The sequence below is a fragment of the Brevundimonas sp. T2-11 genome, assembly GCF_055397675.1.
Map to the genome: position 1 here is coordinate 133,281 of NZ_AP027920.1, position 24,350 is coordinate 157,630.

At 67.8% G+C, this 24,350-nt stretch carries 24 protein-coding genes and 1 tRNA gene; 6 read left to right on the plus strand and 19 right to left on the minus strand.

Annotated features, from left to right (window positions below):
* Positions 1-173: 173 nt before the first annotated feature.
* The 5 genes from hisS to ACZ5XO_RS00725 form a co-directional block, all read right to left on the minus strand.
* Entirely contained in the window at positions 174-1,667 is a 1,494-nt protein-coding gene (gene hisS / locus ACZ5XO_RS00705; RefSeq protein ID WP_464163434.1) for a histidine--tRNA ligase, read from the minus strand.
* Between the two features lie 57 nt (positions 1,668-1,724).
* A complete protein-coding gene (locus ACZ5XO_RS00710; RefSeq protein ID WP_464163435.1) occupies positions 1,725-2,909 on the minus strand; it encodes a DUF418 domain-containing protein in 1,185 nt (394 codons plus the stop codon).
* Between the two features lie 115 nt (positions 2,910-3,024).
* Positions 3,025-3,588, minus strand: coding sequence for a hypothetical protein (locus tag ACZ5XO_RS00715; protein WP_464163436.1), 564 nt, complete (start codon positions 3,586-3,588; stop codon positions 3,025-3,027).
* Complete coding sequence (locus ACZ5XO_RS00720) at positions 3,588-4,466, minus strand: 3-hydroxybutyryl-CoA dehydrogenase (protein ID WP_464163437.1); 879 nt, start codon at positions 4,464-4,466, stop codon at positions 3,588-3,590. Before ACZ5XO_RS00720 ends, ACZ5XO_RS00715 begins: the two co-directional genes overlap by 1 nt.
* A 132-nt stretch (positions 4,467-4,598) precedes the next feature.
* Positions 4,599-4,928 (minus strand): YggT family protein, encoded by a 330-nt coding sequence (locus tag ACZ5XO_RS00725; RefSeq protein ID WP_464163438.1) that lies wholly within the window; start codon positions 4,926-4,928, stop codon positions 4,599-4,601.
* Positions 4,929-5,052: 124 nt separating this feature from the next.
* Here ACZ5XO_RS00725 and ACZ5XO_RS00730 point away from each other — a divergent pair.
* Positions 5,053-5,128, plus strand: a tRNA-Ala gene (locus tag ACZ5XO_RS00730).
* A gap of 49 nt (positions 5,129-5,177) precedes the next feature.
* Here the strand turns inward: ACZ5XO_RS00730 and ACZ5XO_RS00735 are convergent.
* From ACZ5XO_RS00735 to ACZ5XO_RS00745, 3 genes are all read right to left on the minus strand, one after another.
* Entirely contained in the window at positions 5,178-6,200 is a 1,023-nt protein-coding gene (locus ACZ5XO_RS00735) for an NAD-dependent epimerase (protein WP_464163439.1), read from the minus strand.
* Positions 6,201-6,257: 57 nt separating this feature from the next.
* Positions 6,258-8,144: a M20/M25/M40 family metallo-hydrolase gene (locus ACZ5XO_RS00740; protein WP_464163440.1), complete on the minus strand. Its 1,887-nt coding sequence runs from the start codon at positions 8,142-8,144 to the stop codon at positions 6,258-6,260.
* Positions 8,145-8,257: 113 nt separating this feature from the next.
* Positions 8,258-10,513, minus strand: coding sequence for a TonB-dependent receptor (locus tag ACZ5XO_RS00745; RefSeq protein ID WP_464163441.1), 2,256 nt, complete (start codon positions 10,511-10,513; stop codon positions 8,258-8,260).
* Between the two features lie 250 nt (positions 10,514-10,763).
* On the opposite strand from ACZ5XO_RS00745, the gene ACZ5XO_RS00750 reads away from it, so the two are divergent.
* A complete protein-coding gene (locus ACZ5XO_RS00750) occupies positions 10,764-12,140 on the plus strand; it encodes a metallophosphoesterase (RefSeq protein ID WP_464163442.1) in 1,377 nt (458 codons plus the stop codon).
* Here the strand turns inward: ACZ5XO_RS00750 and ACZ5XO_RS00755 are convergent.
* From ACZ5XO_RS00755 to chpT, 3 genes are all read right to left on the minus strand, one after another.
* The gene (locus tag ACZ5XO_RS00755; RefSeq protein ID WP_464163443.1) at positions 12,117-12,932 is read right to left on the minus strand and encodes a CheR family methyltransferase; all 816 of its coding nucleotides are present in this window, start codon (positions 12,930-12,932) and stop codon (positions 12,117-12,119) included. The genes ACZ5XO_RS00750 and ACZ5XO_RS00755 overlap by 24 nt on opposite strands.
* Positions 12,929-13,312, minus strand: a complete 384-nt coding sequence (locus ACZ5XO_RS00760) for a response regulator (RefSeq protein ID WP_464163444.1) — start codon at positions 13,310-13,312, stop codon at positions 12,929-12,931. The genes ACZ5XO_RS00755 and ACZ5XO_RS00760 overlap by 4 nt, the downstream gene beginning before the upstream one ends.
* Before the next feature lie 100 nt (positions 13,313-13,412).
* A complete protein-coding gene (chpT, locus tag ACZ5XO_RS00765; RefSeq protein ID WP_464163445.1) occupies positions 13,413-14,105 on the minus strand; it encodes a histidine phosphotransferase ChpT in 693 nt (230 codons plus the stop codon).
* Positions 14,106-14,194: 89 nt separating this feature from the next.
* Here chpT and cysQ point away from each other — a divergent pair, with 89 nt between their 5' ends.
* Positions 14,195-14,980: a 3'(2'),5'-bisphosphate nucleotidase CysQ gene (gene cysQ / locus ACZ5XO_RS00770; protein ID WP_464163446.1), complete on the plus strand. Its 786-nt coding sequence runs from the start codon at positions 14,195-14,197 to the stop codon at positions 14,978-14,980.
* A 6-nt stretch (positions 14,981-14,986) separates the two neighbouring features.
* Here the strand turns inward: cysQ and ACZ5XO_RS00775 are convergent, their stop codons facing one another.
* The 5 genes from ACZ5XO_RS00775 to map form a co-directional block, all read right to left on the minus strand.
* On the minus strand, positions 14,987-15,904 hold the full coding sequence (locus ACZ5XO_RS00775) for an aldo/keto reductase (protein ID WP_464163447.1): 918 nt from the start codon (positions 15,902-15,904) through the stop codon (positions 14,987-14,989).
* A 2-nt stretch (positions 15,905-15,906) separates the two neighbouring features.
* Positions 15,907-16,149 carry a BolA/IbaG family iron-sulfur metabolism protein gene (locus ACZ5XO_RS00780; RefSeq protein WP_464163448.1) on the minus strand — a complete coding sequence of 81 codons (243 nt, stop codon included), beginning with the start codon at positions 16,147-16,149 and terminating at the stop codon, positions 15,907-15,909.
* A 66-nt stretch (positions 16,150-16,215) separates the two neighbouring features.
* A complete protein-coding gene (locus tag ACZ5XO_RS00785; RefSeq protein ID WP_464163449.1) occupies positions 16,216-16,740 on the minus strand; it encodes a GNAT family N-acetyltransferase in 525 nt (174 codons plus the stop codon).
* Positions 16,737-17,468 carry a RadC family protein gene (gene radC, locus ACZ5XO_RS00790; protein ID WP_464163450.1) on the minus strand — a complete coding sequence of 244 codons (732 nt, stop codon included), beginning with the start codon at positions 17,466-17,468 and terminating at the stop codon, positions 16,737-16,739. The genes ACZ5XO_RS00785 and radC overlap by 4 nt, the downstream gene beginning before the upstream one ends.
* Positions 17,469-17,494: 26 nt before the next feature.
* Positions 17,495-18,316 (minus strand): type I methionyl aminopeptidase, encoded by an 822-nt coding sequence (gene map / locus ACZ5XO_RS00795; protein ID WP_464163451.1) that lies wholly within the window; start codon positions 18,314-18,316, stop codon positions 17,495-17,497.
* Positions 18,317-18,457: 141 nt separating this feature from the next.
* Between map and ACZ5XO_RS00800 the strand changes: the two genes are divergently transcribed.
* Positions 18,458-19,216, plus strand: a complete 759-nt coding sequence (locus ACZ5XO_RS00800) for a competence/damage-inducible protein A (protein ID WP_464163452.1) — start codon at positions 18,458-18,460, stop codon at positions 19,214-19,216.
* A 181-nt stretch (positions 19,217-19,397) separates the two neighbouring features.
* Complete coding sequence (locus ACZ5XO_RS00805) at positions 19,398-20,690, plus strand: OmpP1/FadL family transporter (RefSeq protein ID WP_464163453.1); 1,293 nt, start codon at positions 19,398-19,400, stop codon at positions 20,688-20,690.
* 90 nt (positions 20,691-20,780) lie between these two features.
* On the opposite strand, the gene ACZ5XO_RS00810 is transcribed toward ACZ5XO_RS00805, so the two are convergent.
* Both ACZ5XO_RS00810 and ACZ5XO_RS00815 read right to left on the minus strand, forming a co-directional pair.
* Complete coding sequence (locus ACZ5XO_RS00810) at positions 20,781-22,256, minus strand: DEAD/DEAH box helicase (protein ID WP_464164947.1); 1,476 nt, start codon at positions 22,254-22,256, stop codon at positions 20,781-20,783.
* Between the two features lie 283 nt (positions 22,257-22,539).
* The gene (locus tag ACZ5XO_RS00815; protein WP_464163454.1) at positions 22,540-23,190 is read right to left on the minus strand and encodes a DUF1345 domain-containing protein; all 651 of its coding nucleotides are present in this window, start codon (positions 23,188-23,190) and stop codon (positions 22,540-22,542) included.
* An 89-nt stretch (positions 23,191-23,279) separates the two neighbouring features.
* Between ACZ5XO_RS00815 and ku the strand changes: the two genes are divergently transcribed.
* A complete protein-coding gene (ku, locus tag ACZ5XO_RS00820) occupies positions 23,280-24,119 on the plus strand; it encodes a non-homologous end joining protein Ku (protein WP_464163455.1) in 840 nt (279 codons plus the stop codon).
* Here the strand turns inward: ku and ACZ5XO_RS00825 are convergent, their stop codons facing one another.
* Positions 24,120-24,302, minus strand: a complete 183-nt coding sequence (locus ACZ5XO_RS00825; RefSeq protein ID WP_292084701.1) for a DUF3606 domain-containing protein — start codon at positions 24,300-24,302, stop codon at positions 24,120-24,122.
* Between the last annotated feature and the right edge of the window lie 48 nt (positions 24,303-24,350).

Genomic DNA, 24,350 nt, shown 5'->3' on the forward strand with positions numbered 1-24,350 from the left:
CGTTTCCTCCCCGAAACGCCTTCAAGATGTCGCTGCGTTTGATCGCTGCGCCTCTCGAGTGAGACCAAATGACGCGAAGGCGGGGGGCAAGTCAATCGAGTCCGGCGCCAAAAAGCAGGCATTTATGACTAAACGTCGATAACCCATGTCCGCAACGCGGATTTACTCGAAGCTTATTCGATAATGCTGCGGATGGTTGCGACCAGATCGCCGCGAGCCACCTTCTGCTGTCCGGGGCGTTCGGCCTTCCAGGCCTCGTTGTCGGCGATCGCGCCCGCGCGGGCGCGTCCGGCGTCCAGATCCTTGATGGTGACTTCGCCAGCGGCCAGTTCGTCGCCGCCGAGGATGACCACGGCGGGTGAGCCGCGACGGTCGGCGTACTTCATCTGCGCCTTCATGCCGGCGCGACCGAGGTAGAGCTCGGCGGCGATCCCGGCGGCGCGCAGTTCCGACACGGCGTCGAGGTAGTGCTGCATGTCGTCCTCGGAGAAGACGATGACCACGACCGGGCCGCGTGTCGCGTCATCGGCGCCGCGACCGGCGGCGCGCAGGGCCGAGGCCAGGCGCGAGACGCCGAAGGAGAAGCCGGTGGCGGGCGTCGACTGACCGGTGAAGCGCGCCACCAGGTCGTCGTAGCGACCGCCGCCGCCGATGGAGCCGAAGCGTACGGTGCGGCCCTTGTCGTCCTTGGTGTCGAGCAGAAGTTCGGCCTCGAAGACCGCGCCGGTGTAGTATTCCAGCCCGCGCACGATGGTCGGGTCGAACTTCACCTCGGCCTCGCCGACGCGCATGGCGGTCAGGGCGCGGTCGATGGCCGACAGCTCGGCCAGGGCCGCTTCGCCCGCCACGCCCAGACCGGCGCCCGCATTGGCGACGGCGTCCAGCACGCCCGCGCGGCTCAGGCCGGGGGTCTCGGCGGAAACGAGGAAGGCTTCGACCGCGCCGATCACGCTGGCGGGCAGGCGGGCGCCCTTGGTGTAGTCGCCGGACTCGTCCAGACGGCCCTCGCCCAGCAGGGCGCGCACGCCTTCCAGACCCAGGCGGTCGTATTTGTCGACGGCGCGCAGGGCGGTCAGGCGCTGGACCGCGTCGGTCACGCCGCCGGCGTCGAACAGGCCGTCGAACAGCTTGCGGTTGGAGACGCGGATCACCGACTGGCCGTCGCCGAGCCCGGCGGCGCGCAGGCCCTCGCAGCCCATGGCGATGATCTCGGCGTCGGCCTCGGGGCGGTCGGAGCCGACGGTGTCGGCGTCGCACTGCCAGAACTCGCGGAAGCGGCCGGGACCGGGCTTCTCGTTGCGCCAGACCGGGCCGTAGGCGTAACGGCGGAAGGGCTTGGGCAGGGTCTCCCAGTTCTGGGCGGCGAAGCGGGCCAGGGGGGCGGTGTGGTCGTAGCGCAGGGCCATCCACTCGCCCGGCTCCTCCGATCCGGCGTCGTCCTGCAGGGCGAAGACGCCCTCGTTGGGGCGGTCGGCGTCGGGCAGGAACTTGCCCAGGGCGTCGGCGTATTCAAAGGCCGGGGTCTCCAGCGCCTCGAAGCCCCAGCGCTCATAGACCTCGGACACGCGCGCGACGATGCGGCGCTCGGCGGTCAGGTCGCGGCCGCGACGGTCGGCGAACCCGCGCGGCGAGCGGGCTTCGGGGCGGATGGGGGCTTCGTCGGTCATGGGGCGGCGATTAAGCCATCAGTTCCGCCGCCGCAACTCACAGTCCGCCCGACGCCCTCAGGCCGTGCGGCGCAGCGGCAGATCGTGTCCATAGCTCAAACGCCGCCACAACCACTCGAACGGCCCCATGGTGAACCTCGACAGCCACAGCGGCGACCAGATCAGCTGCAGCGCCCAGACGCCGACGACGATGGCCCACTGCATCGGATAGTCGACCTGACCGAACAGACGCGGCCCCCATGGCATGTAGAAGATGGTCGTCATGATTAGGGTCTGGGTCAGATAGTTGGTGAAGGCCATCCGCCCCACCGGCGCCAGCCTCTTGCGCAGCCAGCCCACGCCGCGCGTCGTCAGCAGGATCAGCACCGAGGCGTAGGCCAGGGTGATGATCAGCGGATAGGAACCCACCGCCATGGCCCAGCCGCCGGTCGCCTCGACGTCGGCGCCGGCCTGGATCTCGAGCCATTCCAGCACGCCCAGCAGGGCCAGAACCGCCGCGCCGGCCGCCATCAGCATCCCGTAGACGCGCGTCGGAACCCGCCCGTGGAAGAAGCCCGCCTTGAACAGACCCAGGCCCAGCATCATCAACGGCACGGTCGAGAACACATACATGAGCAGGCTCATGCCCTGGGCGACGGCCCAGGCCTTCAGATTCTCCAGCGCCGCGCCTGCCCAGCCGCTCTGATAGGCGGCGATCGAGGCCGCGACCGCCCCGTCCGAGGCGCCGCCGCTGCTCATGGCCTCGGGGAAATGCACTGTCAGCAGCATCATTGCGGCCTGGAGCGTCGCCAGAAGGACGGTCGCCCCGGCGCCGATCCAGATCAACGGTCGGGCGGGCATCGACCGCATCAGCATCATGAACAGGCCGGACCAGGCGTAGAGCAGCAGAATGTCGCCATACCAGAAGGCCGCGCCGTGGATCAGGCCGAACAGGGCCAGGAACAGCAGGCGGCGACGCAGGACGCGCCCCTTCGCCTCGTCGCCCCGTTCGCCGCCGACCAGGAAGATCGACACGCCGAACAGCATGGAGAACAGGGTGACGAACTTCTGCTGGAAGAAGACGGCCACGACCCATTGCGCCACGCCCGACGCATTGGGTCCCGCCGGAAAGGGCGACTGGCCGCTCGTCATCTCGATCGTCATCATCGGCAGGGCGAAGGCGGCGGCGTTGACGGCCAGGATGCCCAGAACAGCCGCGCCGCGCAGCACGTCCAGAGTCTGGATGCGGGCGCCGGCGGACACAGGCCGCGGTTCTTCCGTGAAAATAGTCTGATCCGTCACAGCTTCGCCTCTCCCCCAAAGAGCAGACTGCTCATGGGGGCTTGGACCCGCCGGGGCACCTTAAATCGCCGTAATGTCAGCCGGCGCCGTTCTGCATCAGGCCCATGCGGTTCTTGACGACGGGGGCGGGCGCAAAGGCGATGAAGGCCACGCACAGACCGGCCCAAAGGGCGTAGCTGACGCCCACCAGCACCGCCAGCGGCAGGCCCGCGACGCCGAAGATCAACAGGGTGGTCTCCATCGCGCCCAGGCCCTGGATCAGGCTTTGTGACGCGATCACCGACAACAGGGACATGATGACGGCGATCAGGGTCTGGACTCCGGCGGCCAGCAATCCGCCGAACACCATGAAGCGGCAGACCACGCCGAGACGGGTCGAGGGGCGACCGACCCGCGCATGGGTCTGGCGGAGCAGCCACAGACCGACGGGCGCGGCGATCAGGCCCAGGACCAGCAAGACCAGCCGCCAGTCGGTGTCGACGCCCGAAGCCCAGTTCTCGGGCGGCCAGACGATCAGGGTCAGGATCAGGGGCGGCCAGGCGGCGGCGGCAAGCGCGGCCAGAACGAGCCTTTGCGTCGAACGCTGAGGCGCGACGCGCTTGAGGCCGGGCAGGTCCTCGATCCGGTCGAGGCGCAGCATCAGCGGGTCGGAACCGGCGTGGCGCCGGAATAGTCGTAGAAGCCGCGTCCGCTCTTCTTGCCCAGCCAGCCGGCCTCGACATACTTCACCAGCAGCGGGCAGGGGCGGTACTTGCTGTCGGCCAGGCCGTCGTAGAGCACGTTCATGATGGCCAGGACCACGTCCAGGCCCATGAAGTCCGCCAGCTCAAGCGGACCCATCGGGTGGTTGGCGCCCAGTTTCAGCGCCTTGTCGATCGAGGTGACGTCGCCGACGCCTTCATACAGGACGTAGATGGCCTCGTTCATCATCGGCACCAGGATGCGATTGACGATGAAGGCGGGGAAATCCTCGGATTCGGTGGTGATCTTGCCCAGGTTTTCGGCGAAGGCGACGGCGGCCTCATAGGTGGCGGCCGAGGTGGCGATGCCGCGCACGATCTCGACCAGCTTCATCGTCGGCGCCGGCTTCATGAAGTGCAGGCCGATGAAGCGATCCGGCCGGTCCGTGACCGAGGCCAGGCGGGTGATCGAGATGGACGAGGTGTTGGACGCCAGCAGGGTGTCAGGGCCCAGGTGCGGGGTCAGGTCGATGAAGACCGACTTCTTGACGGCCTCATCCTCGGACGCGGCCTCGATGACCAGATCGGCCTTTGCAGCCTCGGCCAGGGAGGCGACTGGCTGGATGCGGGCCAGGGCGGCGTCGGCCTCGGCCTGGGTCGTCAGGCCGCGCGCGGCGCGACGCGCCAGGCTGGCCGCGATTTCGCCCAGGGCCAGGGGGACCCGTTCGGCCGACAGGTCATAGAGCCGCACCTCATGGCCGCCGACGGCCACCGCCTGAGCGATGCCCGAACCCATTTGCCCGGCGCCGATAACGGCGACTGTCCTGATCGTGGTCATGAATACGCGAATTCAGCGGCCCCGTCGGGACCAGTCGCGCGCACCTTAGGAGCCCGTCCGCCGGGCGCAAGGGGCGGAATGGGGCGGGATTAAGATTCCTGACCGCCCGTGTCCGCGTCTCAACGCTTCGTCTCAGTATGCGCCGACAAGGTTCAGCGCAGCCAGGTGCAGCGGCGGCAGCAGATAGGCCTGCACGCCCTGGATGATCAGCAAGGCTACGATCGGCGTCAGGTCAATGCCGCCCAGGGGCGGTATGATCCGCCGCAGCGGCGCCAGGATGGGGCTGGTGAACCGGTCCAGGAACTCGGCCACCTGGGCCACGAAACGGTTGCGGTAGTTGATCACGTCGAAGGCGAACAGCCAGCTGAGGATCGCATTGGCGATGATGGCGAACAGCAGAAGCTGCAGCAGCGCGCCCAGCACGAAGAAGATGAAGCCGATGACGCCGGCGCCGATGCCCATGAACGAAGTTCCCTTGAATGCAGACCCGTTTCTAGCGGGGCCTTGCGGTAACGCCAAGGATTCCTCCGCGACCCGTTGACACCCCCCCGCGCCGCCCTCTATCTCCCGCTTCTGCCTGTCGGTCGGGGCCGTAGCTCAGTTGGTAGAGCGCGTCGTTCGCAATGACGAGGTCAGGGGTTCGACTCCCCTCGGCTCCACCAAGGCGTTTCCAGACAATCGGATGTCGAGACGGCGACTGTCCGCGCGCGCTCAGTTCTCGCGGTAGAAGTTGCAGTACCAGTCGACGAAACGGCCGACGCCGTCTTCGACCGGGGTCGAGGGGGCGTAGTCGAGGGCGGCCAGGGTGTCGGTCACGTCGGCCTCGGTATTGGCGACGTCGCCGTCCTGCATGGGCATGAGGTTCAGCTTCGCCTTGCGGCCCAGCTTTTCCTCCAGCACCTCGATGTAGCGCATCAAGGCGACCGGGCGGCCGGCGCCCAGGTTCAGGATGCGCCAGGGGGCGACGCCGCTGGTGGCGGGGTTCGGGGCCTTGGCGTCCCAGGTCGGGTCGATGGCGGCGGGGCGATCCAGCGCTGCGACCACGCCCGTGACGATGTCGTCGACGTAGGTGAAGTCGCGGCTCATCTTGCCCTCGCCGTAGACGTCGATGGGCTCGTCCCTGAGGATGGCGCGGGTGAATTTGAACAGGGCCATGTCCGGGCGGCCCCACGGTCCATAGACGGTGAAGAAGCGCAGGCCCGTGGCCGGGAAGCCGAACAGGTGGGCGTAGGAATGGGCCATGGCCTCGTTGGCCAGCTTGGTCGCCGCATAGACGGTCAGCGGGTGGTCGGCCGGATCGCGCACCGAGAAGGGCAGGGCGGCGTTGGCGCCGAAGACCGAGCTGGTCGAGGCGAAGACGAGGTTGGCGGCCTTGGTCGCGCGGCAGCCCTCGAGGATGCTGAGGAAGCCGACGACGTTGGAATCCACATAGGTCTCGGGCGCTTCGAGGCTGTAGCGGACCCCGGCCTGGGCGGCGAGGTGGACGACGCGGCGCGGGGCGTGCTCGGCGAACAGGGCGGCGACACCGGCGCGGTCGGCCAGATCGAGCGTGTAGTGGCGGTAGTTCGGATGGTCTTGCAGCAGAGCCAGGCGGGCCTGCTTGAGCGCCGGGTCGTAGTAGGCGTTGAGGTTGTCCAGGCCGATGACCGTTTCGCCGCGCTCCAGCAGCCGCCGGGCGGTGTGGAAGCCGATGAAGCCGGCGGAGCCGGTGACGAGAACGGGATCGTGGGACATCAGGCTGCGATAGACGTTTGGACGGGGTTTCGCCAGCGGGGCGCGGTCAGGGCAGGGTCAGGGAAGACTCTGGGCCACGGCGGGCGTCGGCTCGGCGAAACGCGCGGCGAAGGTGAGGCCGCAGGCGAGGACCAGGCAGGCGGCGGCCCCGATCAGCACCGGGCGGATCGTGCTGACGGGCGGGCTGAGCGGTCGCAGGAAAAGCAGGGCCAGCAGGCCGATCAGGGCCAGGGCGCCGGGCAGGTCCATGCCGACGCCGAGGAAGACGAAATGGCCCAGACCCATCAGCCAGGCGCCGCCGAGAACGCCCGCGACGGCGGCGGGAATCAGGCTGACCGGGCGGGTCAGCTCCGGACTGATCAGGGCCGCCAGCGCCGCCGCCGTCGCCGCCAGCAGGACGGGCCAGACGAACAGCAGGGCGGCCTCGGGCGCCGCGCCCTGAACCATACAGGCCAGCAGGAAGACGGTGGCGATCAGGCCCAGCCAGCCGCCCCAGGTCGAGGTCGGCGCCTTGACCGGCCACAGCGACAGACCGACGGCGATCACGCCTGCGCCGAGCAGGACCGGGCTGAAGCCGCCGATCAGCAGGACCAGCAGGGTCAGGACGGCGACGGTCGCCGCGACTGTGCGCGGACGCGACCGGCGCGCGCCGGTCAGGAACAGCAGGGCGAGCGCCAGGATGGTCAGGACGGCGCCGGCCTCCATCCACGGCAGACGACGCAGCAGGATGTAGTAGGTTTCGGACGAGGCGGCGCGGCTCGACATCGGCCCGGCCAGCAGGCGCACGGCCTGGGCCAGAACCAGTCCGGCCGACAGGAACCACAGGCCGTCCAGCAGACCGCGCCCGACCTGTCCGGCGGACAGGTTCGTCGCGCGGCGGGCGCGCCAGGCGGCGAAGCCGCCGAACAGGGCGGTCAGGCCCAGCAGGAGCCATCCGGTCGCCGCCGAATGACTGAGCATCAGGCGGCCGAAGACGTCGGCATAGACGGTGTTCGGCCCCTTGGCGGGCAGGGCAGGCGCGCGCAGCAGGGCGTCGGCGGCCTCGAGAGCCTGAGAGCCGAGATGCTGCAGGGCGCCCTGATCGAGATTGTCGGGGGTGGAGTCGGCCGCATGATATTGAGCCGGGCGGCCGATGAAGGCGAAGTTCAGCCCGCCGATCCCGCGATCCTTGGGGATGGTGAAGTCGGTGCCGTTGGGCATCTGCTCGTACATGAAGACGGCCAGGGAGGTGGCGGTGGTCCCGCCATCGGCGTGCATGGCGGCGCGGCGGAACAGGTCGACGGTGGGGCCGGCCTCGCGCCCGGTCTCGAACATGGCGGCGCGACCGCCGCCGCCGCGCGCCTCCAGATTGACCACGGCGCCGATGCGGTCGCGTAGCGGATGCCCGCCGAAGAAGATGCGGGCGCCGTCCAGACCCAGCTCCTCGGCGTCGGTCAGCAGGACGACCAGATCGCGCTCGGCCGGGCCGCGCGCCTGGATGGCGCGAACGGCCTCGAGCACGGCGCCGACGCCGGTGGAATCGTCGGCCGCGCCCGGTGAGCCGACCACGGTGTCATAGTGGGCCATCAGCATGACGGCGGGCTGGCTGCGGTCTTTTCCGGGCAGGACGCCGACCAGGTTGATCGCCTGATTGTTCGCGGCGTCGGGATCGCCGCCGGCCCTTTGTAGCCGCTGGATCGCGCCAGGCGACAGCGGCCCTGCCTGTTCCTGCGGCGACAGGCCCAGCTGGGTCATGCGGGCGGAGAGGTAGGCGCGGACGCGGGCGTGCTCGGCCGAGCCGACCGGGTGCGGGGCCCGGGCGATCTGTTCGATATCGGTCATGGCCCGCGCGGCCGAGAAGGCGGCGACGGGCGCGTCGGCGGGACGGGGCCTGGGAACCTGGGTGGTCCAGACGGCCAGCAAGAAGGCGAGCGTCAGCGATCCGAACAGCAGGGCCAGCCGCATGTGAAAGATCCTCCCCGATCTGTCCGGCAGTAGGACCAAGCTGGACCGGAATGGCAAGAGGGCGGTGACAGGTCTCCCCGTCGCCGCCCTCCGATGCGATCAGCCGTAAAGGCTTAGAAACGCTTCGACAGCTCCACGCCGTACATGCGCGGTTCGTTGACGAAGGCCGTCAGGTTGTTGAAGTCGATGGCGCCGATGACATTGGCCTCGTCCGTGATGTTGCGGACATAGGCGGCGGCTTCCAGACCACGGTTCAGATCCCGCCAGCCTGCGCGCAGGCCGCCTTCGAAGTTGGCGTCCTGACGGAACTCGACCGCTTCATAGAGGAAGAGGTTGAAGTCCTTCTGCATTACCCAGTCGGTCGAGGCGAACAGCTCCTGGTCGTCGCCGATGGGGCGGACGTAGGACAGGGTCAGGTTGGCCGAATACTCCGGGGCTTGCGGGAAGGGGTTGCCGTCGATGGCGGCGCGGTCGCTCGCGCCGACCTTCACGATCGGATCGGTGATGGTGCACAGGTGGTTGCCGCAGATGGCGACCAGCAGGTCCTTGTCCTTGATCTCGGTGTGGTTCCAGGCCACGCCGCCGGCCAGGGTGAAGCCCGCGCCCAGGTAGACGTCGCCGTCGATTTCCAGACCGTAGCCCTGACCCTTGTCGGCGTTGATCAGGCGGTTGGAGTTGTCGATGCCGCCGATGGCCGTGAACTGCATGTCCTCGACGTTGTAGAGGTAGGCCGTGGCGTTCAGACGCGCGCGGCCGTTCCACAGGCGCGACTTGAGGCCGGCCTCATAGGACATGACGGTTTCGGAGTCGGCCGTGGTCAGGACCGGCAGGTTGCGGCCCTGGATCGACGGACCGCGATAGCCGCTGGCCACGCGGGCGAACAGGTTCAGGCTGTCGTTGACCTCGTAGAGGGCGCTGACGTCCCAGCTGACCTTTTCGTCGCCGACCGAGACCTGGCCCTCGGCGTTGGCGGGCGTGCCGACCGTGATGCGGCCGTGATAGTCGCGGTTGTCGTCGGTGTAGCGAAGACCGCCGGTCAGCTTCAGGGCGTCGGTGACCTGATAATTGGCCTGACCGAAGATCGACCAGGAGTCCGACTTCTGCACGATGTCGGTGACCTTGGTCGGCATCAGACCGCCCGTGCCGTTGAAGGTGCCCGACACAAGGTTGATACGCTCGTCCCAGTAGAAGGCGCCGACCTGCCAGCCCAGACGGCCTTCGCCGTTCGAGGCCAGGCGCAGTTCATAGGTGTTCTGCAGCAGGTCGCTGGAGAGGGTGCCTGACTCGACGTTGAACGGGGTCTTGTAGCCCGAACCGACGGGAGCCGAGGCCACGCCGCCGTCGATGTCGCCGTCGCCCTGGCTCCAGCCCTGGAAGGAGCCGACGACGCCCGTCAGGGTCGCCGGACCGAAGTCATAGGCGACCTGCAGCGACTGCGAGGTGGTCTGCTGCTTCTGGAAGTTGTTGCGGCCGCCGTCATACCAGACCGTCTCGCGGTCGAAGTTGTCGTTCAGCTTGTTCGAGCCCTTGGTCAGGACGTTGGCGCGGTTCATCGTGCCCGTGCCCTCGTAGTCGCGGGCCTGCAAGGTCAGCAGGGTCGACAGGCGGTCGGTCGGGGTCCAGGCGACGTGGATGCGGCCGGCCATGTCATCGAAATTGCCCAGGTCCTTGCCGTCCTTGCTGGCGAAGGGGGCGTCCCAGGCGTTGTTGATATAGTCGTCGCGGTGGTTCCACAGGGCGGCGACGCGCACCGACAGGGTGTCGGAGGCGGGCAGGGTCACGGCGGCTTCGGCGCGGGTCGAGCCATAGTTGCCGTAGGTGATCGAGCCGAAGCCGGTGAAGTCGTCGCCGGGCTTGGTCGTGTCGATCTTGATGACGCCGGCGGGGGTGTTGCGGCCGAACAGGGTGCCTTGCGGTCCGCGCAGCACTTCCAGCTGCTTCACGTCAAACAGGGGGAAGCCCTTCAGATAGACGCTTTCCAGAACCAGCTCGTCCATCACCATCGACACGGGCTGCGAGGCGGTGAAGTCGAAGTCCACGTTGCCGAGGCCGCGGATGTAGAAGCGCGGAGCGTAACGACCGTTCGAGCTTTCGACCTGCAGGCTGGGCACCCGGCCCGACAGACTGAGGATGTCGGCGCCGCCCGCTGAAACGGCGGTCAGGGTCTCGGTGTTCATCGCGGTGACGGCGAAGGGCACGTCGCGGATGTTCTCGCTGCGACGCTGGGCGGTGACGACGATTTCATCGACGCTGACGGCCTGTTCGGCGGCGACGTCGGCCTGGGGCGCAGTCTGGGCCAGGGCCGGGGCGGCGATGAGCAGGGCGAGGCTGCTGGCGGAAACCGCGAGGGCGGTGAGGCGAGGGGACATGGGGGAGGGTCCTCATTGAAACTGGCGAGGGCCTAGGTCCATGGCGACGCTTTTTCCAGTATGGACGACGCCTGTTCGATGAAGCTTTCGCGACACGGACACGGTGGCGGAAAACTCGACGCCAATGGGGGAGAAGCCGCGACCGACTCTATTGTGCGGCGCAATGTCTCATGCGAAACGGCGGGGCTGCGCCGCCTGTTTTCGGTGAGATTTCCCTGAATGCGCCGGGCGCGACTGACAGGGACGCCCCATGACGATGACCCCCCTCCATCGCCGCCGCTTCTTCCAGTTGATGGCCGTGGCCGCTTCCGCGCCGGGACTGGGCGCTCTGACGCCCGTGTCCGAGGCGCGCGTTCTGGGCCGGGTTCTGGCCATGTCGGACCTGCATTCGGCCTATGAACGGACAGGACGCTTGCTGGCGGCCCTCGAGGCCGAGATCGCGAGATCGGCTGCGCCGCACCTGATCGCCGTCGACGGGGACGTCTTCGAGCACGGCAATGTCGTCTCGGTGCGATCCGGCGGGGCCATCGACTGGGCCTTTCTGGCCGAGTTGCCGAAATTGGCGCCGACGGTGGTCAATCTGGGCAATCACGACAACGATCTGACGCCTGACCTGCACGAGGTCGTGGCGCGGATGCGGGCGCTGGGGATCGTCGTCGTCAGCAATATCATCGATGCGCGCGACGGCCGGGCCTACGCGGATGCGGTCGTCACCCTGCCTTGGGGCGACCGCAGGCTGCGCATCGTCGGGGCGGGCACGAATGCGCTGAACACCTATCCCAAGGCCAGCCGCGACTGGTTGACGATCCCCGAGCCAGGCGCGTGGGCGAAGGGCGATCTGGCGCGCCTGCTGGACGGAGCCGACCTGATGCTGGTGATGAGCCATGCGGGGGTGGCCGGAGATCGCGACATCCTCCCTCTGCTGCCCGACGGCGCCCTGATGATCGGCGGCCACAACCATCTGCTGTTCCAGAACGAACAGGGGCGCAGCGTCTATGCTCATACCGGATCGTGGAGCAACGCCTATACGACGGCGACGCTGTATGACGACGGGCGGATCATGCTGGGCTCGACAGCCGTGGACCTGGACGCCGCGCCGTCGCCGCGTATCGCCGACCTGATCGCGACGACCCTGGCGACGCATCTGACCGCTGAGGAGAAGGCGGTGCTGGGCGTCAGTCCGCGCGCCCTGACGCTGGGCGAAACGGGGCGCGCCGTCGCCGCCGCCATGGCGCGGGCGGCGGGCGCGGATGCCGGTTTCATCGGCCACACGACCTTGGGAACGGGCCTGCCCGCCGGGCCGGTGACGCGCTACGCCTTCGACGCGGTGGTGCGTTTCGACGGCAAGTTGATGGTCGCTGAGGCGCCGGCCGAGCGGTTGGCGGGTTTCATGGCGCGGGCCAATCAGGACCGACCCATGCCTTTGGCGGAACGCAGCGGCGATTTTCTGTATGGCGCGGGCGTCGAGGGCAGGCGGCCCACGGCGCGCCTGGTCACGACAGACTGGTGCGCGCTGAATCAGGCCGAGTATTTCGGCGTCGATGATCTGGTGTTCAGCGAGTTCGCGGGGCCAGGGGTCAAGGCGACGGCGGCGGCAGGCCTGCTAGGCGGCGCGGCGCAGGGCTGAGGGCGCCTTGACGTAAAGACCCTTGCGGCCGGCCACGGGGCGGAAGGCGATGCTGTCGCCTTCGGGACGTTCGTCGAGGCCGAGGAAGAGGCAGCCGTCGTCCACCAGGCGGCGTTCCAGCATGTCCAGGACGCGGGCGCGTCGCGCCGGCTCAAGATCATTGAGCACGTGGCGGCAGAAGATGACGTCGAACTTACGATCGTCGGCGGGTTCGTCCAGAAGATTGGCGCGCTCGAAGGTCACGGCGCCGCGCAGTTCGGGGCGTGCGCGCCAGTGCTCGTCGACCTGTTCGAACCAGCGCAACATTGTGCGAGCCGAGAGGCCGCGTTGGATCTCGAACGACGTATAGAGGCCGGAGGTCGCCTTTTCGATGGCCGGTCGTGAAAGGTCGGTGGCGATGATTTCGGCGTCCGCGCGGGCTTCGAGCGCGGCGATGGCCAGGGAGTAGGCTTCCTGGCCTGTCGAGGCCCCGGCGGACCACAGGCGGACCTTGCCGCCGGGGCGGGCGGCGGTCAGGGCGGGCATCAGTTCACGCGAGAAAACGTCAAAGACGGCCCGGTCGCGACGGAACCAGGTCTCGCTGTTCAGCAGGGCCTCGATCACCGCCCAGCCGAGCGAGGCGACCGGCTTGCTCCAGAGGCTGGACAGCATGGCTTCGACATTGTGGTAGCCTTCGCGACGGGCGACCGGGCCCAGTCGGTGCTCGGCCAGATGCATCCGGTCGCGCGTCAGCCGAAAGCCGGCGCGCGTCGCCAGCAAGGTCTGAAGACGATCGAAATCTTCCGGCGTCATGACGGTGACTGAACAGCTCCCACTTCGGCGAGTTTCGAAAGAAGGATCTCGCCGTCAAAAGGCTTCATAACATAATCGTCGGCTCCTGCGGACAGGGCTTCTGCAATACGGTCCGCCCGGGTCTCGATGGTGCAGAACAGAACCTTGGGCGTCCGACCGTTCGGCAGATCGCGCAGACGGCGCAGGAAGGCCAGTCCGTCCATGACCGGCATCTGCCAGTCCAGCAGGACCACATGGGGCATGACGCCCATGCAATAGGTCAGGGCTTCGGCGCCGTCGGCGGCTTCGTCCACCTCGAATCCGAGGTCTTCAACAATGCGGCGAGCGACTTTCCGGATGATCCGACTGTCATCGACGATCAGGCAGGTCCTGGGGTCCAAGAGCTTCTTCCCGTTGCGCGCAAGACCGGAGCGCGGCTTGTGCCATGATCGCGCGCGGATGTTAACGGACGATTGGAGGGGCGGTTCAGCGACGTGTCGTCTAGGCGGGGAGGCGGGCGATCAGGCCGACGCGACCCTCGTCGCCAGCGACATCGAGACGTCCCCCGGCCTGGTTGACGGCCAGCCATAACCAGTAGGGCTGGATCCATTGGCCGGCCAGACCCTCGGTCAGGCGTTCACCCTTCAGGCCGGTCAAGGCCTCGGGCTTGAGCCGGGCGCGATTGCCCTCGGCCGAGCCGATCAGCAGAAGACGGCTGTCCTCCTGGCCCGCGGTGATGGTGGCGACGCCGCCGGTGGGCAGGGCGCCCAGGGTCATCCACGCCAGATTGATCAGGATGCGGGCCTGGGTCTTGGTAAAGGTCGCTTCGTCGGCGATGCGCCAGTCGAGCGTCGCCCGTCCGCCCTCGGACAGGTTGGCGACCAGGCCGCGCAGTTCGGCCGAAACGAATTCTTCGCTGGTGGTGGCGGCGCCGAAGGCGACCCGGGCGAAATGGACGTGGGCGACCATCTTCTTCGCGCTCTGGCGGATCAGGCCCATGGCGTCGTCGCGCATGTCCTGAGCCGTCGGATCCTCCAGCAGGTCCAGCCCCGACATAATGGCGCCCGCCGGACTGATGAAGTCATGGCACAGCTTGCCGGCGATGAAGGCGGCCAACTCGGCGCCGCCCAGCGGCAGATCGGCGGCGTTCAGTTCGCCCGGGAGCGCTGCGGCGGGAAGATCGGAGAGGGTCATCGGTCGGACGGTTTGCTGGCGGGAATGGCCAAGGCTGACCTGATTTGCCGGTTCTTGAAACCGGGCGCATGGGCTATCGAAGCGATGACATGACGCACGCCCTTGAAACCGACCTCGCCTCTGGCGCCCTCGCCGAGACCATCGCCGATATCGCGGAAGAGGCGGCGCGTCTGATCCTGCCCTACTGGCGCAGCGGCACGGCGGTCGAGACCAAGTCTGACGCCAGTCCGGTGACCGAAGCGGACCGCGCCGCCGAAGCCTTGATTCTGCAGCGACTGGCGGAGCATTGGCCCGATGTCGAGGCCGTGGCCGAAGAGGCTTCCGCCGCCGATGGCGTGCCCGCCGCCGTCGGAGAATGGTTCTGGCTGATCGACCCGCTGGACGGCACCAAGGGCTTTGTTCAGGGGCGCGAGAGCTTCACCGTCAACATCGCCCTGATGCGCGGCGACGCGCCGGTCGCGGGCGTGGTGACCGCCCCCGCCACGGGGATCACCTGGGCTTCGACGGCGCCGGGCAAGGGGGCGGTGCGTCGCGTCTTCGGCGAGGCCTGGCGGCCGATCAAGGTGCGCGACCGTCCGGCCGAGGGCGTCGCCCTGTTGAGCCACAGCATGACCGACGAGGAGGCGACGCGTCTGGCCGCGCGTCATGGCTGCAGTCAGTGGCAAGGCACGGACTCGTCTTTGAAGTTCTGCCTGATCGCCGAGGGGCGCTTTGACGCCTATCCGCGCACGGGTCCGACCAGCGAATGGGATACGGCGGCGGGTCAGGCGGTGCTGGAGGCCGCCGGGGGGCGGGTTCTGGGCGCGGACGGCCAGCGTCTGGCCTATCGCAAGCCGGGCTTCCTCAACGGACCGTTCACGGCGCTCGGCGGCTAGCGCGCTTCAAGCGGCTGCCGAGCCGACGCGCGCCATCTCTATCTGGGCCGACAGGCCGGGCGGCAGGTCGCGCTCGGGCACGGCGGCCAGGGCTTCCATGCGCTCCGGATTGATGGCGTTGACCATGACGCTGGCGATGGCGGGGTCGGTCAGGGTGAAGGCCAGGCAGATCTCCTCTGCCTTCCAATTCGGCGTCTGGTGCAGGAAGGCGAAGGAGCCGGCGTTGGCCAGGCCCGGTTCGACGGTCTTGGATGCGAAGCCGAACAGACCCTTCTTTTTGGGCGTCGCGCCCGCACCGGCGGCCTTGCGTTCGGTCGACAGGCTTTCGGGGAAGTAGTCGTAGGTGAAGATGGCCATGTCGCGCTCGCGGGCGGCGCGCATCCTGGACCGGATGCGCCATTCCACATTGGCGTGGAAGGGCGTGTAGAGCACGTCGAAGGCTCCGGTCGAGACATAGACGTCCATCACGGGCGCGTCGCCTGATACGCCGAGCAGGCGCACGTGCCCGGCCTTGCGCTGAGCCTTCAGAACGACGAGGGAGGCTTGCGGCAGTTCGTCGTCGGCGGGTTCATCCAGCACGGCCACGTCGAACCAGCCCAGGCCTGAAGCATGCAGGGCCTGATCGATCGCATGGCTCAGCGCCTCCGCCGAAAAGTCGCGATGACCCTTCCTGCGGCCGTCGCCGACGCCGAGAGTCAGGCCGACGCAGACCAGCCGCCGTTCGACGTGACCCAGGGCTTCGCCGACGACCTCGGCCAGAACCGGGTCGGCGTTCTCCAGATGATAGCTGTTCACCCCCGCCTCGAGCGCGGTGAAGATCAGTTCGCTGAGAGCGGCGCGGCCGCGCCCCAGGGCTTCGCTTCCGAGGCGCAGGGTCAGGTTGGAGACCGCCGCGCCGGTGGCGCCGAACGGGCGATACCTCATGTTCAGCCAGCCTCGACGGGGGCCGAGGTCTCCAGCGCCAGGGCGTGCAACTCCCCGCCCATCTGACCCTTCAGCGCGCCATAGACCAGTTGGTGCTGGCGCACGCGCGGCAGGCCCTTGAAGGCGTTGGAGACGATCCTGGCGCGATAGTGGTCGCCGTCGCCCGCCAGGTCCTCGATGGCGATGTCCGCATCGGGGAAGGCCTCGACCAGGTGGGCGCGAAGGACGTCGACGGACATGGGCATGAAGCTACTCTCGAAACCGGAAGGTCGGATCTGAACTGTAAAACCTAAAGAGGTATCCGCCCGCTGTCAGCCCGCAACCGCGCGGGGCCGTTCAAACAGGGTGACGCTTGCCCCCTTGTAGCCGGCATGGGCATAGGGGCGGTAGCCGACCCGCTCGGCCAGCTTCACCGAGGGCGTGTTCTCGGGCGAGATCATGCAGACCGTGCGGGGCTCAGGGCGATGGGCGTCCGTCCAGACGAGGGCCGCCCGCAGCGCCTCGAGCGCCATCCCCTGACCCTGGAAGGCGGGGGCCACGCCCCAGCCCAGCTCCGGCGCGTCGAGCGGCGGGTCGATTTCGCGGCGGTAGTCCAGAACCCCGACGCTGCCGACGTAGGCGCCCGTGTCCGTCTCACGGATCGACCAGTTGCCATAGCCCCTGGCCTGCCAGTGGCCGATGTCGCGCAGCAGACGGAACCAGACCTCTTCCTCCGACAGGCCGCGCCCCATGATGTGGCGCGTGAACCCGGCGTCGGCCCACAGGGCGGTCAGGTCGTCCATGTCATCGACGGCGACGGGCGCCAGGGTCAGACGCGCGGTCGAAAGAACAGTCACATCAGTCCCAGTTGCTTGAAGCTGGCCACGCCCTCGCGGCCGACGACGAGGTGGTCGTGGACCTGCAGGCTGAGCGCGCGGGCGGCCTCGATCACCTGCCTGGTCATGTCGATGTCGGCGCGGCTGGGGGTCGGGTCGCCCGAGGGGTGGTTGTGGACGATGATCATGGCGCTGGCCGACAGCTCCAGCGCCCGACGGACCACCTCGCGGGGGTAGACGGGGGCGTGGTCGACCGTGCCCCGGTTCTGGATCTCGTCGAGGATCAGCTGGTTCTTCTTGTCGAGGTAGAGGACGCGGAGCTGCTCGCGCGGCTCATGCTGCAGCGACAGGCGGACATAGGCCAGCAGGGCCGTCCATGACGAGATGACGGTGCGCTTGTTGGCCTCCTCCTTGGCCACGCGGCGCGAGACCTCGTGCAGGGCGGCCAGATCCAGGGCGGTTTCGGCGCCGACGCCCTTGGATCGGCCGCGTGAATCCTCGGCGCGAACGGTCATCAGGTCTTCTACCGAAGCCGCCAGCACCGCCGCCAGCGAACCGAAGCGGGTCAGCAGGGCCTTGGCGATCGGTTTGACGTCGCCCTGCGGCTGACTGCGGAACAGAAAGAGCTCCAGCAGCTCATAGTCCGGCAGATGGTGGAGGCCCGCCGTGCGAGCGCGTTCGCGCAGCCGCTCGCGATGGCCGGCATGGTGCGGCCTGGCTTTCGGTTGTTCCGGCGGTTGATCCAGCATCAGCCTCCCCCGAGGGGGAGACTAACTCAGAATTTCGGGCGGAACAGGCCCTTGGGCGAGGCGGTGAAGATTTCCAGCCCGTCCTCGGTCACGCCGATGGTGTGCTCGCATTGCGACGACAGGGACTTGTCCCGGGTCACCGCGGTCCAGCCGTCCGACAGCACCTTCACCGCGGGCTTGCCCAGGTTCACCATCGGCTCGACGGTGAAGAACATGCCCGGCTTCAGCACGGCGCCCTCGCCGCGACGACCGTAGTGCAGGACGTTGGGGCTGTCGTGGAAGACCCGGCCGATGCCGTGGCCGCAGAAGTCGCGCACCACGCTCATGCGTTGGGCCTCGACGAATTTCTGGATGGCGTAGCCGATGTCGCCGAAGGTGTTGCCCGGTTTGACCTGGGCCAGGCCCAGTTCCAGCGAGTCATAGGTGACATCGATCAGTTTGCGCGCACGGGCGTTGATCTCGCCGACCGGGAACATGCGGCTCGAGTCGCCATGCCAGCCATCGACGATGACGGTGTGGTCGATGTTGACGATGTCGCCTTCCTTCAGGACCTTGTCGCCGGGAATGCCATGGCAGACGACATGGTTGATCGAGGTGCAGATCGTCCGGGTGTAGCCCTTGTAACCGAGGCAGGCGGGCACGCCGCCATTGGCCAGGGTGAAGTCGCGGATCAGGTCATCCAGTGCGCCGGTGGTCACGCCCGGTTTCACATGCTCGCCGATCATGTCCAGGGCCTCGGCCACCAGACGGCCGGCCTTGCGCATGCCTTCGAAGGCCTCCGCGTCGTGGATGCGGATTTCGTGGCTGCGGACGAAGGCGTCGGTGTCCAGGTCGGGGGTCTCGTACATGATCTGCTTTCGGGCGAGCCGCGAAACGGGGGGAGCGGCCAGGCTGTTGTCTTGAGCGTCAGATGGCGAGCCTAGCACAAAAGCTCAACCCCGTCAGGCGGCGCCGATGACGCGGCGGAAGGCGGCGCCTATCTGAGACGCATGACTGAAACCGCCGCACCCACCGCCGCCGTCCTGATCATCGGGGACGAAATCCTGTCCGGCCGGACCCGGGACACCAACCTGAACGTCATCGCCCGTTTTCTGGCCAGCCTGGGGATCGACTTGCTGGAGGCCCGCACGGTCGGTGATCGCCAGGATCAGATCGCGGGCGCGCTGAACGTCCTGCGCGAGGCCCACGACTATGTCTTCACCACCGGGGGCATAGGCCCGACCCATGACGACATCACAGCCGACGCCGTCGGCGCGGCCTTCGGCGTGGCGGTGCGCGAACATCCCGAGGCCCTGGCCATCCTCGAGCGGCGCTATGGACCAGGGGAGTTCAACGCCGCGCGTCGTCGCATGGCGCGCATTCCTGACGGCGGCGGACTGATCGCCAATCCCGTCACCGACGCGCCGGGGTTCCAGATCGGCAATGTTTTCGTCATGGCCGGCGTGCCGAAGATCATGGAGGCCATGCTGCAGGACGTGGCCCCGCGCCTGCGGACCGGCGCCGTGGTTCACGTTCGCACGATCAAGGTCCTGGGCGTCGGCGAAGGAGCGATCGCGGAGGTGCTGAGAGCGGCCGCCGACGCCCGCCGCGACCTGTCGTTCGGCAGCTATCCCTTCGGCTTCGGCGGCGATGGAGAGGTCGGAACCCAGCTGGTGATTCGTGGTCGCGATGAGGTCGAAGTTGACCTTGCGGAACACGATCTTTCCCAAGAACTGCGTTCTATGGGCATTGATATTGCCGTAACGTAACCTCACCAAGGTGTGAAATTGTGCGACTTCGCGGCCACGGTTTGGCCGATTTGCGGTCCGACAGGGGCCTTGGGCGCAACGCTTTCATGACACAGGCGCTGTGGCTGTTAGCGTCGCCTCTCTCCCCGAACAACGACCCGGCCAGCAGTAAGGTCGGGCGGTCCCACATAGGTGAAACAGTATGACTCCCAGGAACATGGCCCGCATCGGCGGCCTCGCGATCCTCATGGCCTCCGTGGCCGCTCCGGCCTTCGCCGGCTCCTTCTATCTGCAGGAACAGTCGGTGCGCGGCGCCGGTCGCGCCTTCTCGGGCGAGGCCGCCGATCGCGGCACGGGTTCGATGTGGTGGAACCCCGCCGCCATCGCCCGCAGCGGTCGTGAGCTGTCGTTCGGCATGCACGCCATCCGCATCGACTCGGAAGTGAAGAACGCCGGCTCTTACGTCACCTATCCGGGTGGAACCAATGTGCCCGTGGTCAATCCGCGCAACACCGAAGTCGACCCGATCGAAAGCGGTCTGGTGCCCAACTTCGCCTTCGCCACGCCCATCGGCGAACGCTTCGCCGTCGGCGTCTCGGTGGCCGCGCCCTACAACTTCACCACCAAGTATGAGCCGGGCTCCTTCGCCCGCTACGACGCCCTGACGTCGGAGCTGCGCTCGGGCGACGCCAGCCTGACCGTGGCCTATCAGGTCAATGACTGGCTGGACGTCGGCGCCGGCCTGAACGCCCAGTACGTCAAGGCCAAGCTGACCTCGGCCATGCCGTCGGTCTCGCCCCTGCTGCCGGACGGTTCGTCCTCGCTGGAAGGCGACGGTTGGGATTTCGGTTGGAACGTCGGCGCCCAGGTTCACAAGGGCCCGTGGGACTTCGGCCTGTCCTACCGCTCCAAGATCGAGCATGAGCTGGACGGTGACGTGAACATTGTCCTGACCGGCCCCCTGGCCCCCAACAGCGTCTCGACCGGCGGCATGGCCAGCTTCAACACGCCCTGGTTCGCCTCGGCCTCGGTGCGTTACGCCGTCAACGACAAGCTGACCCTGAACGCCCAGGTCAACCGCATCGGCTGGTCCGAATTCGACGCCATCAACGTCGAGTATCCGGGCGGTGGAGACTCCATCCATCAGAACTACAAGGACGTGACCACGGGCGCGATCGGCCTGGACTACGCCCTCAGCGACAAGACCACCCTGCGCGCCGGCGTCGGCTATGATCCGACCCCGACCCGCGACAGCCTGCGCACGGCGCGCATCCCGGACGCCGACCGTCTGCTGGTTTCGGTCGGCGGCTCGACCGAGGTGACCGAGGGCGTGACCTTCGACGCCGGTCTGACCTACATCGCCTTCAGCGACTCGGACATCTACGACGACCGCACCTTCTACGCCGGCACCCCGGCGGCTGTGACCTCGCACCTGCGCGGCACGGCCGAGGGTTCGGCCCTGGTCGCTTCGCTGGGCGCGCGCTGGGCCTTCTGATCCCGGCCATAGGCTGAAACGGAAAGGGCGGCTCCTGCAAAGGAGCCGCCCTTTTTCTTTGCCTTCAGATCGGGGCCGAAGTCCGGATCATCAGCCTTGCGAGCCGTAGCCCTTGCCGCCGTTCGACGGGCGACGACGGGGGCGGCGCTTCATTTCGCTGACCGGCTTGGGCTCGGCCGCCGGCTGGGCGCGCGGCGAGGACTTGGGACGTTCGCCCGCCATCGGATCATAGGCCGCCGCCGGACGCTCGGCGTGGTGGGTACGGTCGCGGCCGCCCTTGCGCTGACGATGCGGCTGGCCGCCGCCCTCGGGGCGAACGCCCTCGCGACGGGGGTTGCGGGCGCGGTTGCGGCCTTCGCCGACGCCCCGACCTTCACGACCTTCGCGCTCGGGCAGGGTCGCCTTCTTGGCCACGCCCGCCGCCATGATGGAGGCGTCCAGCTGGGCCAGGGCCTTGTCGTTGCGACGGTCCACGGCCGGGATCTTCTGGCGGGTGACCTTCTCGATGTCCTTCAGCAGCTTCATCTCGTCGCCGGCGACGAAGCTGATGGCCGTGCCGTCCTTGCCAGCGCGGGCCGTACGGCCGATGCGGTGGACATAGGCTTCGGGCACATAGGGCAGCTCGAAGTTCACCACGTGGGTGACCTTGTCCACGTCGATGCCGCGGGCGGCGATGTCGGTGGCGACCAGGACGCGCAGCTTGCCGTTCTTGAAGGCCTCAAGCGCGCGCTCGCGCTGGGGCTGGCTCTTGTTACCGTGGATGGCGCCGGCCTCGACGCCGCCGGCTTCCAGATAGGCCGCGACCTTGTCGGCGCCGTGCTTGGTCTTGGTGAAGACCAGGCAGCGCGTATAGGCGGGGTCAGAGAATAGCTCGGTCAGCAGGGCGCGCTTGCGGCCCTGTTCGATGTGGATGACCGACTGCTTGATGCGCTCGACCGTGGTCGACTGCGGCGTGACCTGGACCTTGACCGGGTCCTTCAGCAGCTCGCCGGCCAGCTTGCCGATCTCCGAGGGCATGGTGGCCGAGAAGAAGAGGTTCTGGCGCTTGGCCGGGATGCGGCTGACGATCTGACGGATCGGCTTGATGAAGCCCAGGTCCAGCATCTGGTCGGCTTCGTCCAGGACGAAGATCTCGCAGGTCGACAGGTCCAGGGTCTTTTGCTGGATGTGGTCCAGCAGACGGCCGGGGGCGGCGACCAGGACGTCCAGTCCCTGCTGCAGGGCGCGTTCCTGGGCGCCGTACTTCACGCCGCCGAAGATGACGGCGACGCGGAAGCCCAGATGGGCGCCGTACTGCTTGAAGCTCTCGCCGATCTGGGTGGCCAGTTCGCGCGTCGGCGACAGGATCAGGGCGCGTGTGGTGCGCGGGCGCGGCGGGATGCGGTTCTCGGCCAGGCGATGCAGGATCGGCAGGGCGAAGGCGGCCGTCTTGCCGGTGCCGGTCTGGGCGATACCCAGCAGGTCCTTGCCCGCCATGACGTCGGGGATGGCCTTGGCCTGGATCGGCGTCGGCTTCTCGTAGCCGGTCGCGGACAGGGCCTGGAGGATGGCCTTGTTCAGGCCCATGGATTCAAAGGTGGTGTTGCTCACGTCTGTCTTTCACGTACGGCGACGATCGCAGCCGGATAAGACCGGGCGGGCGCGCGTCGCCTGCCCGGAAGCCGGGCGGGGAACGGGCGCCGCCCCGCGTGTATGGACGACGTATGAACTTGAATGTCCGGCCGCTCGACAGACAGGTCTTCCGGAGAGGGAAGCCCAACACGCGCTGGAACGGGCCGGTCATCGCATTGTGCGATGCAGCGCAGATGGGCCTCAATAGCGGCCAAGTCAAGGCGGGCGGCTGGAAAGTCTAGAGCAGGCCGACCGCCATATTGACCGCCAGGGCCAGGATCACCGTGTTGAACAGGAAGGCGACCAGGCTGTGCAGGGTGGCGATCCGGCGCAGCTTTCGACTGCTGATCTGGATGTCGGCGGTCTGGCTGGCGACGCCGATGATCAGGGCGAAGTGCAGGAAGTCCCAATAGTCGGGGTCATCCTCGCCCGGGAAGATCAGTCCCTGCCGGTCGCCGTCCCCGCTTGCTTCGGGTGCGTAGAACTCATGGGCGTAGTGCAGGGTGAAGATGAGGTGCACGAACAGCCAGGACAGGGCGATGACGCCGATGGAGAAGAGGGCGCTGGTCGCCGACGAACGCCCTTCGCCCGCCGCCTCCATGACGATGATGAAGACGCTGGCGGCCGCCGCCAGCAGGCTGAGGGGCAGGACCGCGCCGCCGGCCTGATCCAGTTCGGCGGCGCGCCGGCGAATGGCCTCGACCGAGCGGGCGCGCATCAGGCGGACGAAGGTCAGGGCCAGGAAGGCCGCGGCGCCCGCGCCCCATCCCGCTGCGATCCGCGTCGGCCAGTCTTGGGCGCCGGGCGTCAGGGCGATGACCGCGCCCAGCACCGCCAGCCCCAGCCACAGGGCGGCGTGCAGACGGAACAGGCGGACGATCCAGTTCATGCGGCGGATGATTACGCGCTTCTTCGGGCGGAGCCAGAGCCTGAACGAATCCCTGACCCATCCGTTGAAACGGGCTGGAGGACCGGATCATGGCCGCGCGACCGACCTGGCAAGGGCATTTGAAGCTGTCGCTGGTGACCTGTCCCGTCGCTCTCTACACCGCCACCAGCAGCGCCGCCGACGTGCGCTTTCACCTGATCAACCCGGCGACCAATAACCGCATCCGCATGGTGACGACGGACCCGGACACGGGCCCGGTCGAGCGGTCTGACCTGGTCAAGGGCTATGAGGTGTCCAAGGACCAGTACGTCCTGTTCGACGAAGCCGACTTCGACAAGGTGAGGCTGGAAAGCACCAAGACGATCGCCATCGACCAGTTCGTCGAGGAGGCCGACATCGACCGCCTCTACTGGGACGACCCCTTCTATGTCGTGCCGGAGAAGGGCGTGGGGGTTGAAGCCTTCGCCGTGATCCGCGAGGCCATGAAGGCGGCGGGCAAGATCGCCCTGGGCCAGCTGGTGCTGCGCGGCAAGGAGCGGCAGCTGGCCCTGGAGGTCCACGGCAAGGGGCTGGTCGCCTACACCCTGCGCGCCCACGACGAGGTGAAGAAGGCCGACGACTTCTTTGACGATATTCCGACGGTGACGGCGGACGCCGACATGGTCGAGATCGCCGCCCGCATCATCGGACAGAAGGAGGCGGAGTTCGATCCGACCCGCTTCCACGATCGCTACGACGAGGCCCTGCGCGAGATGATCGCGGCCAAGCAGGCGGGTGGAAAGGGCGTGGTCTCGGCCCCCGAGCCGGACGACACCAATGTCATCGATCTGATGGCCGCACTGAAGGCCAGTCTGAAGGGAGGGGCGTCGAAGTCGGCCCCGGCCAGGCCCGCCGCGAAGAAGGCCGCATCGAAGAAGAAGGCAGGTTGATCAGCGCTTCTTGCCCAGCTCGGCGGCGATGTCCTTGGTCATGCGGCCGACCTTGCGGTGGGCGGTGACGATCTGGTCGCGGGTCACGCCCCAGCGCTTCATCCAGTATTCGACGGCCTGACGTTCGGACAGGTCCAGCCGGTCCTTGTCGATGAAGCCGCGCTTGTCCTTGAGGCCCGCCATGAGGGTGTTCCTTGATCGCAAAGACCAAGCCTAGCACCAAAGCGGCGA

What these genes read in the sequence shown, in the direction of transcription:
- hisS (WP_464163434.1), bottom strand. Translation starts at nt 1,667, where the DNA reads ATGACCGACGAAGCCCCCATCCGCCCCGAAGCCCGCTCGCCGCGCGGG.
- ACZ5XO_RS00715 (WP_464163436.1), bottom strand. Translation starts at nt 3,588, where the DNA reads ATGCTGCGCCTCGACCGGATCGAGGACCTGCCCGGCCTCAAGCGCGTC.
- ACZ5XO_RS00720 (WP_464163437.1), bottom strand. Translation starts at nt 4,466, where the DNA reads ATGACCACGATCAGGACAGTCGCCGTTATCGGCGCCGGGCAAATGGGT.
- ACZ5XO_RS00725 (WP_464163438.1), bottom strand. Translation starts at nt 4,928, where the DNA reads ATGGGCATCGGCGCCGGCGTCATCGGCTTCATCTTCTTCGTGCTGGGC.
- ACZ5XO_RS00735 (WP_464163439.1), bottom strand. Translation starts at nt 6,200, where the DNA reads ATGTCCCACGATCCCGTTCTCGTCACCGGCTCCGCCGGCTTCATCGGC.
- ACZ5XO_RS00740 (WP_464163440.1), bottom strand. Translation starts at nt 8,144, where the DNA reads ATGCGGCTGGCCCTGCTGTTCGGATCGCTGACGCTCGCCTTCTTGCTG.
- ACZ5XO_RS00745 (WP_464163441.1), bottom strand. Translation starts at nt 10,513, where the DNA reads ATGTCCCCTCGCCTCACCGCCCTCGCGGTTTCCGCCAGCAGCCTCGCC.
- ACZ5XO_RS00750 (WP_464163442.1), top strand. Translation starts at nt 10,764, where the DNA reads ATGACGATGACCCCCCTCCATCGCCGCCGCTTCTTCCAGTTGATGGCC.
- ACZ5XO_RS00755 (WP_464163443.1), bottom strand. Translation starts at nt 12,932, where the DNA reads ATGACGCCGGAAGATTTCGATCGTCTTCAGACCTTGCTGGCGACGCGC.
- chpT (WP_464163445.1), bottom strand. Translation starts at nt 14,105, where the DNA reads ATGACCCTCTCCGATCTTCCCGCCGCAGCGCTCCCGGGCGAACTGAAC.
- cysQ (WP_464163446.1), top strand. Translation starts at nt 14,195, where the DNA reads ATGACGCACGCCCTTGAAACCGACCTCGCCTCTGGCGCCCTCGCCGAG.
- ACZ5XO_RS00775 (WP_464163447.1), bottom strand. Translation starts at nt 15,904, where the DNA reads ATGAGGTATCGCCCGTTCGGCGCCACCGGCGCGGCGGTCTCCAACCTG.
- ACZ5XO_RS00780 (WP_464163448.1), bottom strand. Translation starts at nt 16,149, where the DNA reads ATGCCCATGTCCGTCGACGTCCTTCGCGCCCACCTGGTCGAGGCCTTC.
- radC (WP_464163450.1), bottom strand. Translation starts at nt 17,468, where the DNA reads ATGCTGGATCAACCGCCGGAACAACCGAAAGCCAGGCCGCACCATGCC.
- map (WP_464163451.1), bottom strand. Translation starts at nt 18,316, where the DNA reads ATGTACGAGACCCCCGACCTGGACACCGACGCCTTCGTCCGCAGCCAC.
- ACZ5XO_RS00800 (WP_464163452.1), top strand. Translation starts at nt 18,458, where the DNA reads ATGACTGAAACCGCCGCACCCACCGCCGCCGTCCTGATCATCGGGGAC.
- ACZ5XO_RS00805 (WP_464163453.1), top strand. Translation starts at nt 19,398, where the DNA reads ATGACTCCCAGGAACATGGCCCGCATCGGCGGCCTCGCGATCCTCATG.
- ACZ5XO_RS00810 (WP_464164947.1), bottom strand. Translation starts at nt 22,256, where the DNA reads ATGGGCCTGAACAAGGCCATCCTCCAGGCCCTGTCCGCGACCGGCTAC.
- ACZ5XO_RS00815 (WP_464163454.1), bottom strand. Translation starts at nt 23,190, where the DNA reads ATGAACTGGATCGTCCGCCTGTTCCGTCTGCACGCCGCCCTGTGGCTG.
- ku (WP_464163455.1), top strand. Translation starts at nt 23,280, where the DNA reads ATGGCCGCGCGACCGACCTGGCAAGGGCATTTGAAGCTGTCGCTGGTG.
- ACZ5XO_RS00825 (WP_292084701.1), bottom strand. Translation starts at nt 24,302, where the DNA reads ATGGCGGGCCTCAAGGACAAGCGCGGCTTCATCGACAAGGACCGGCTG.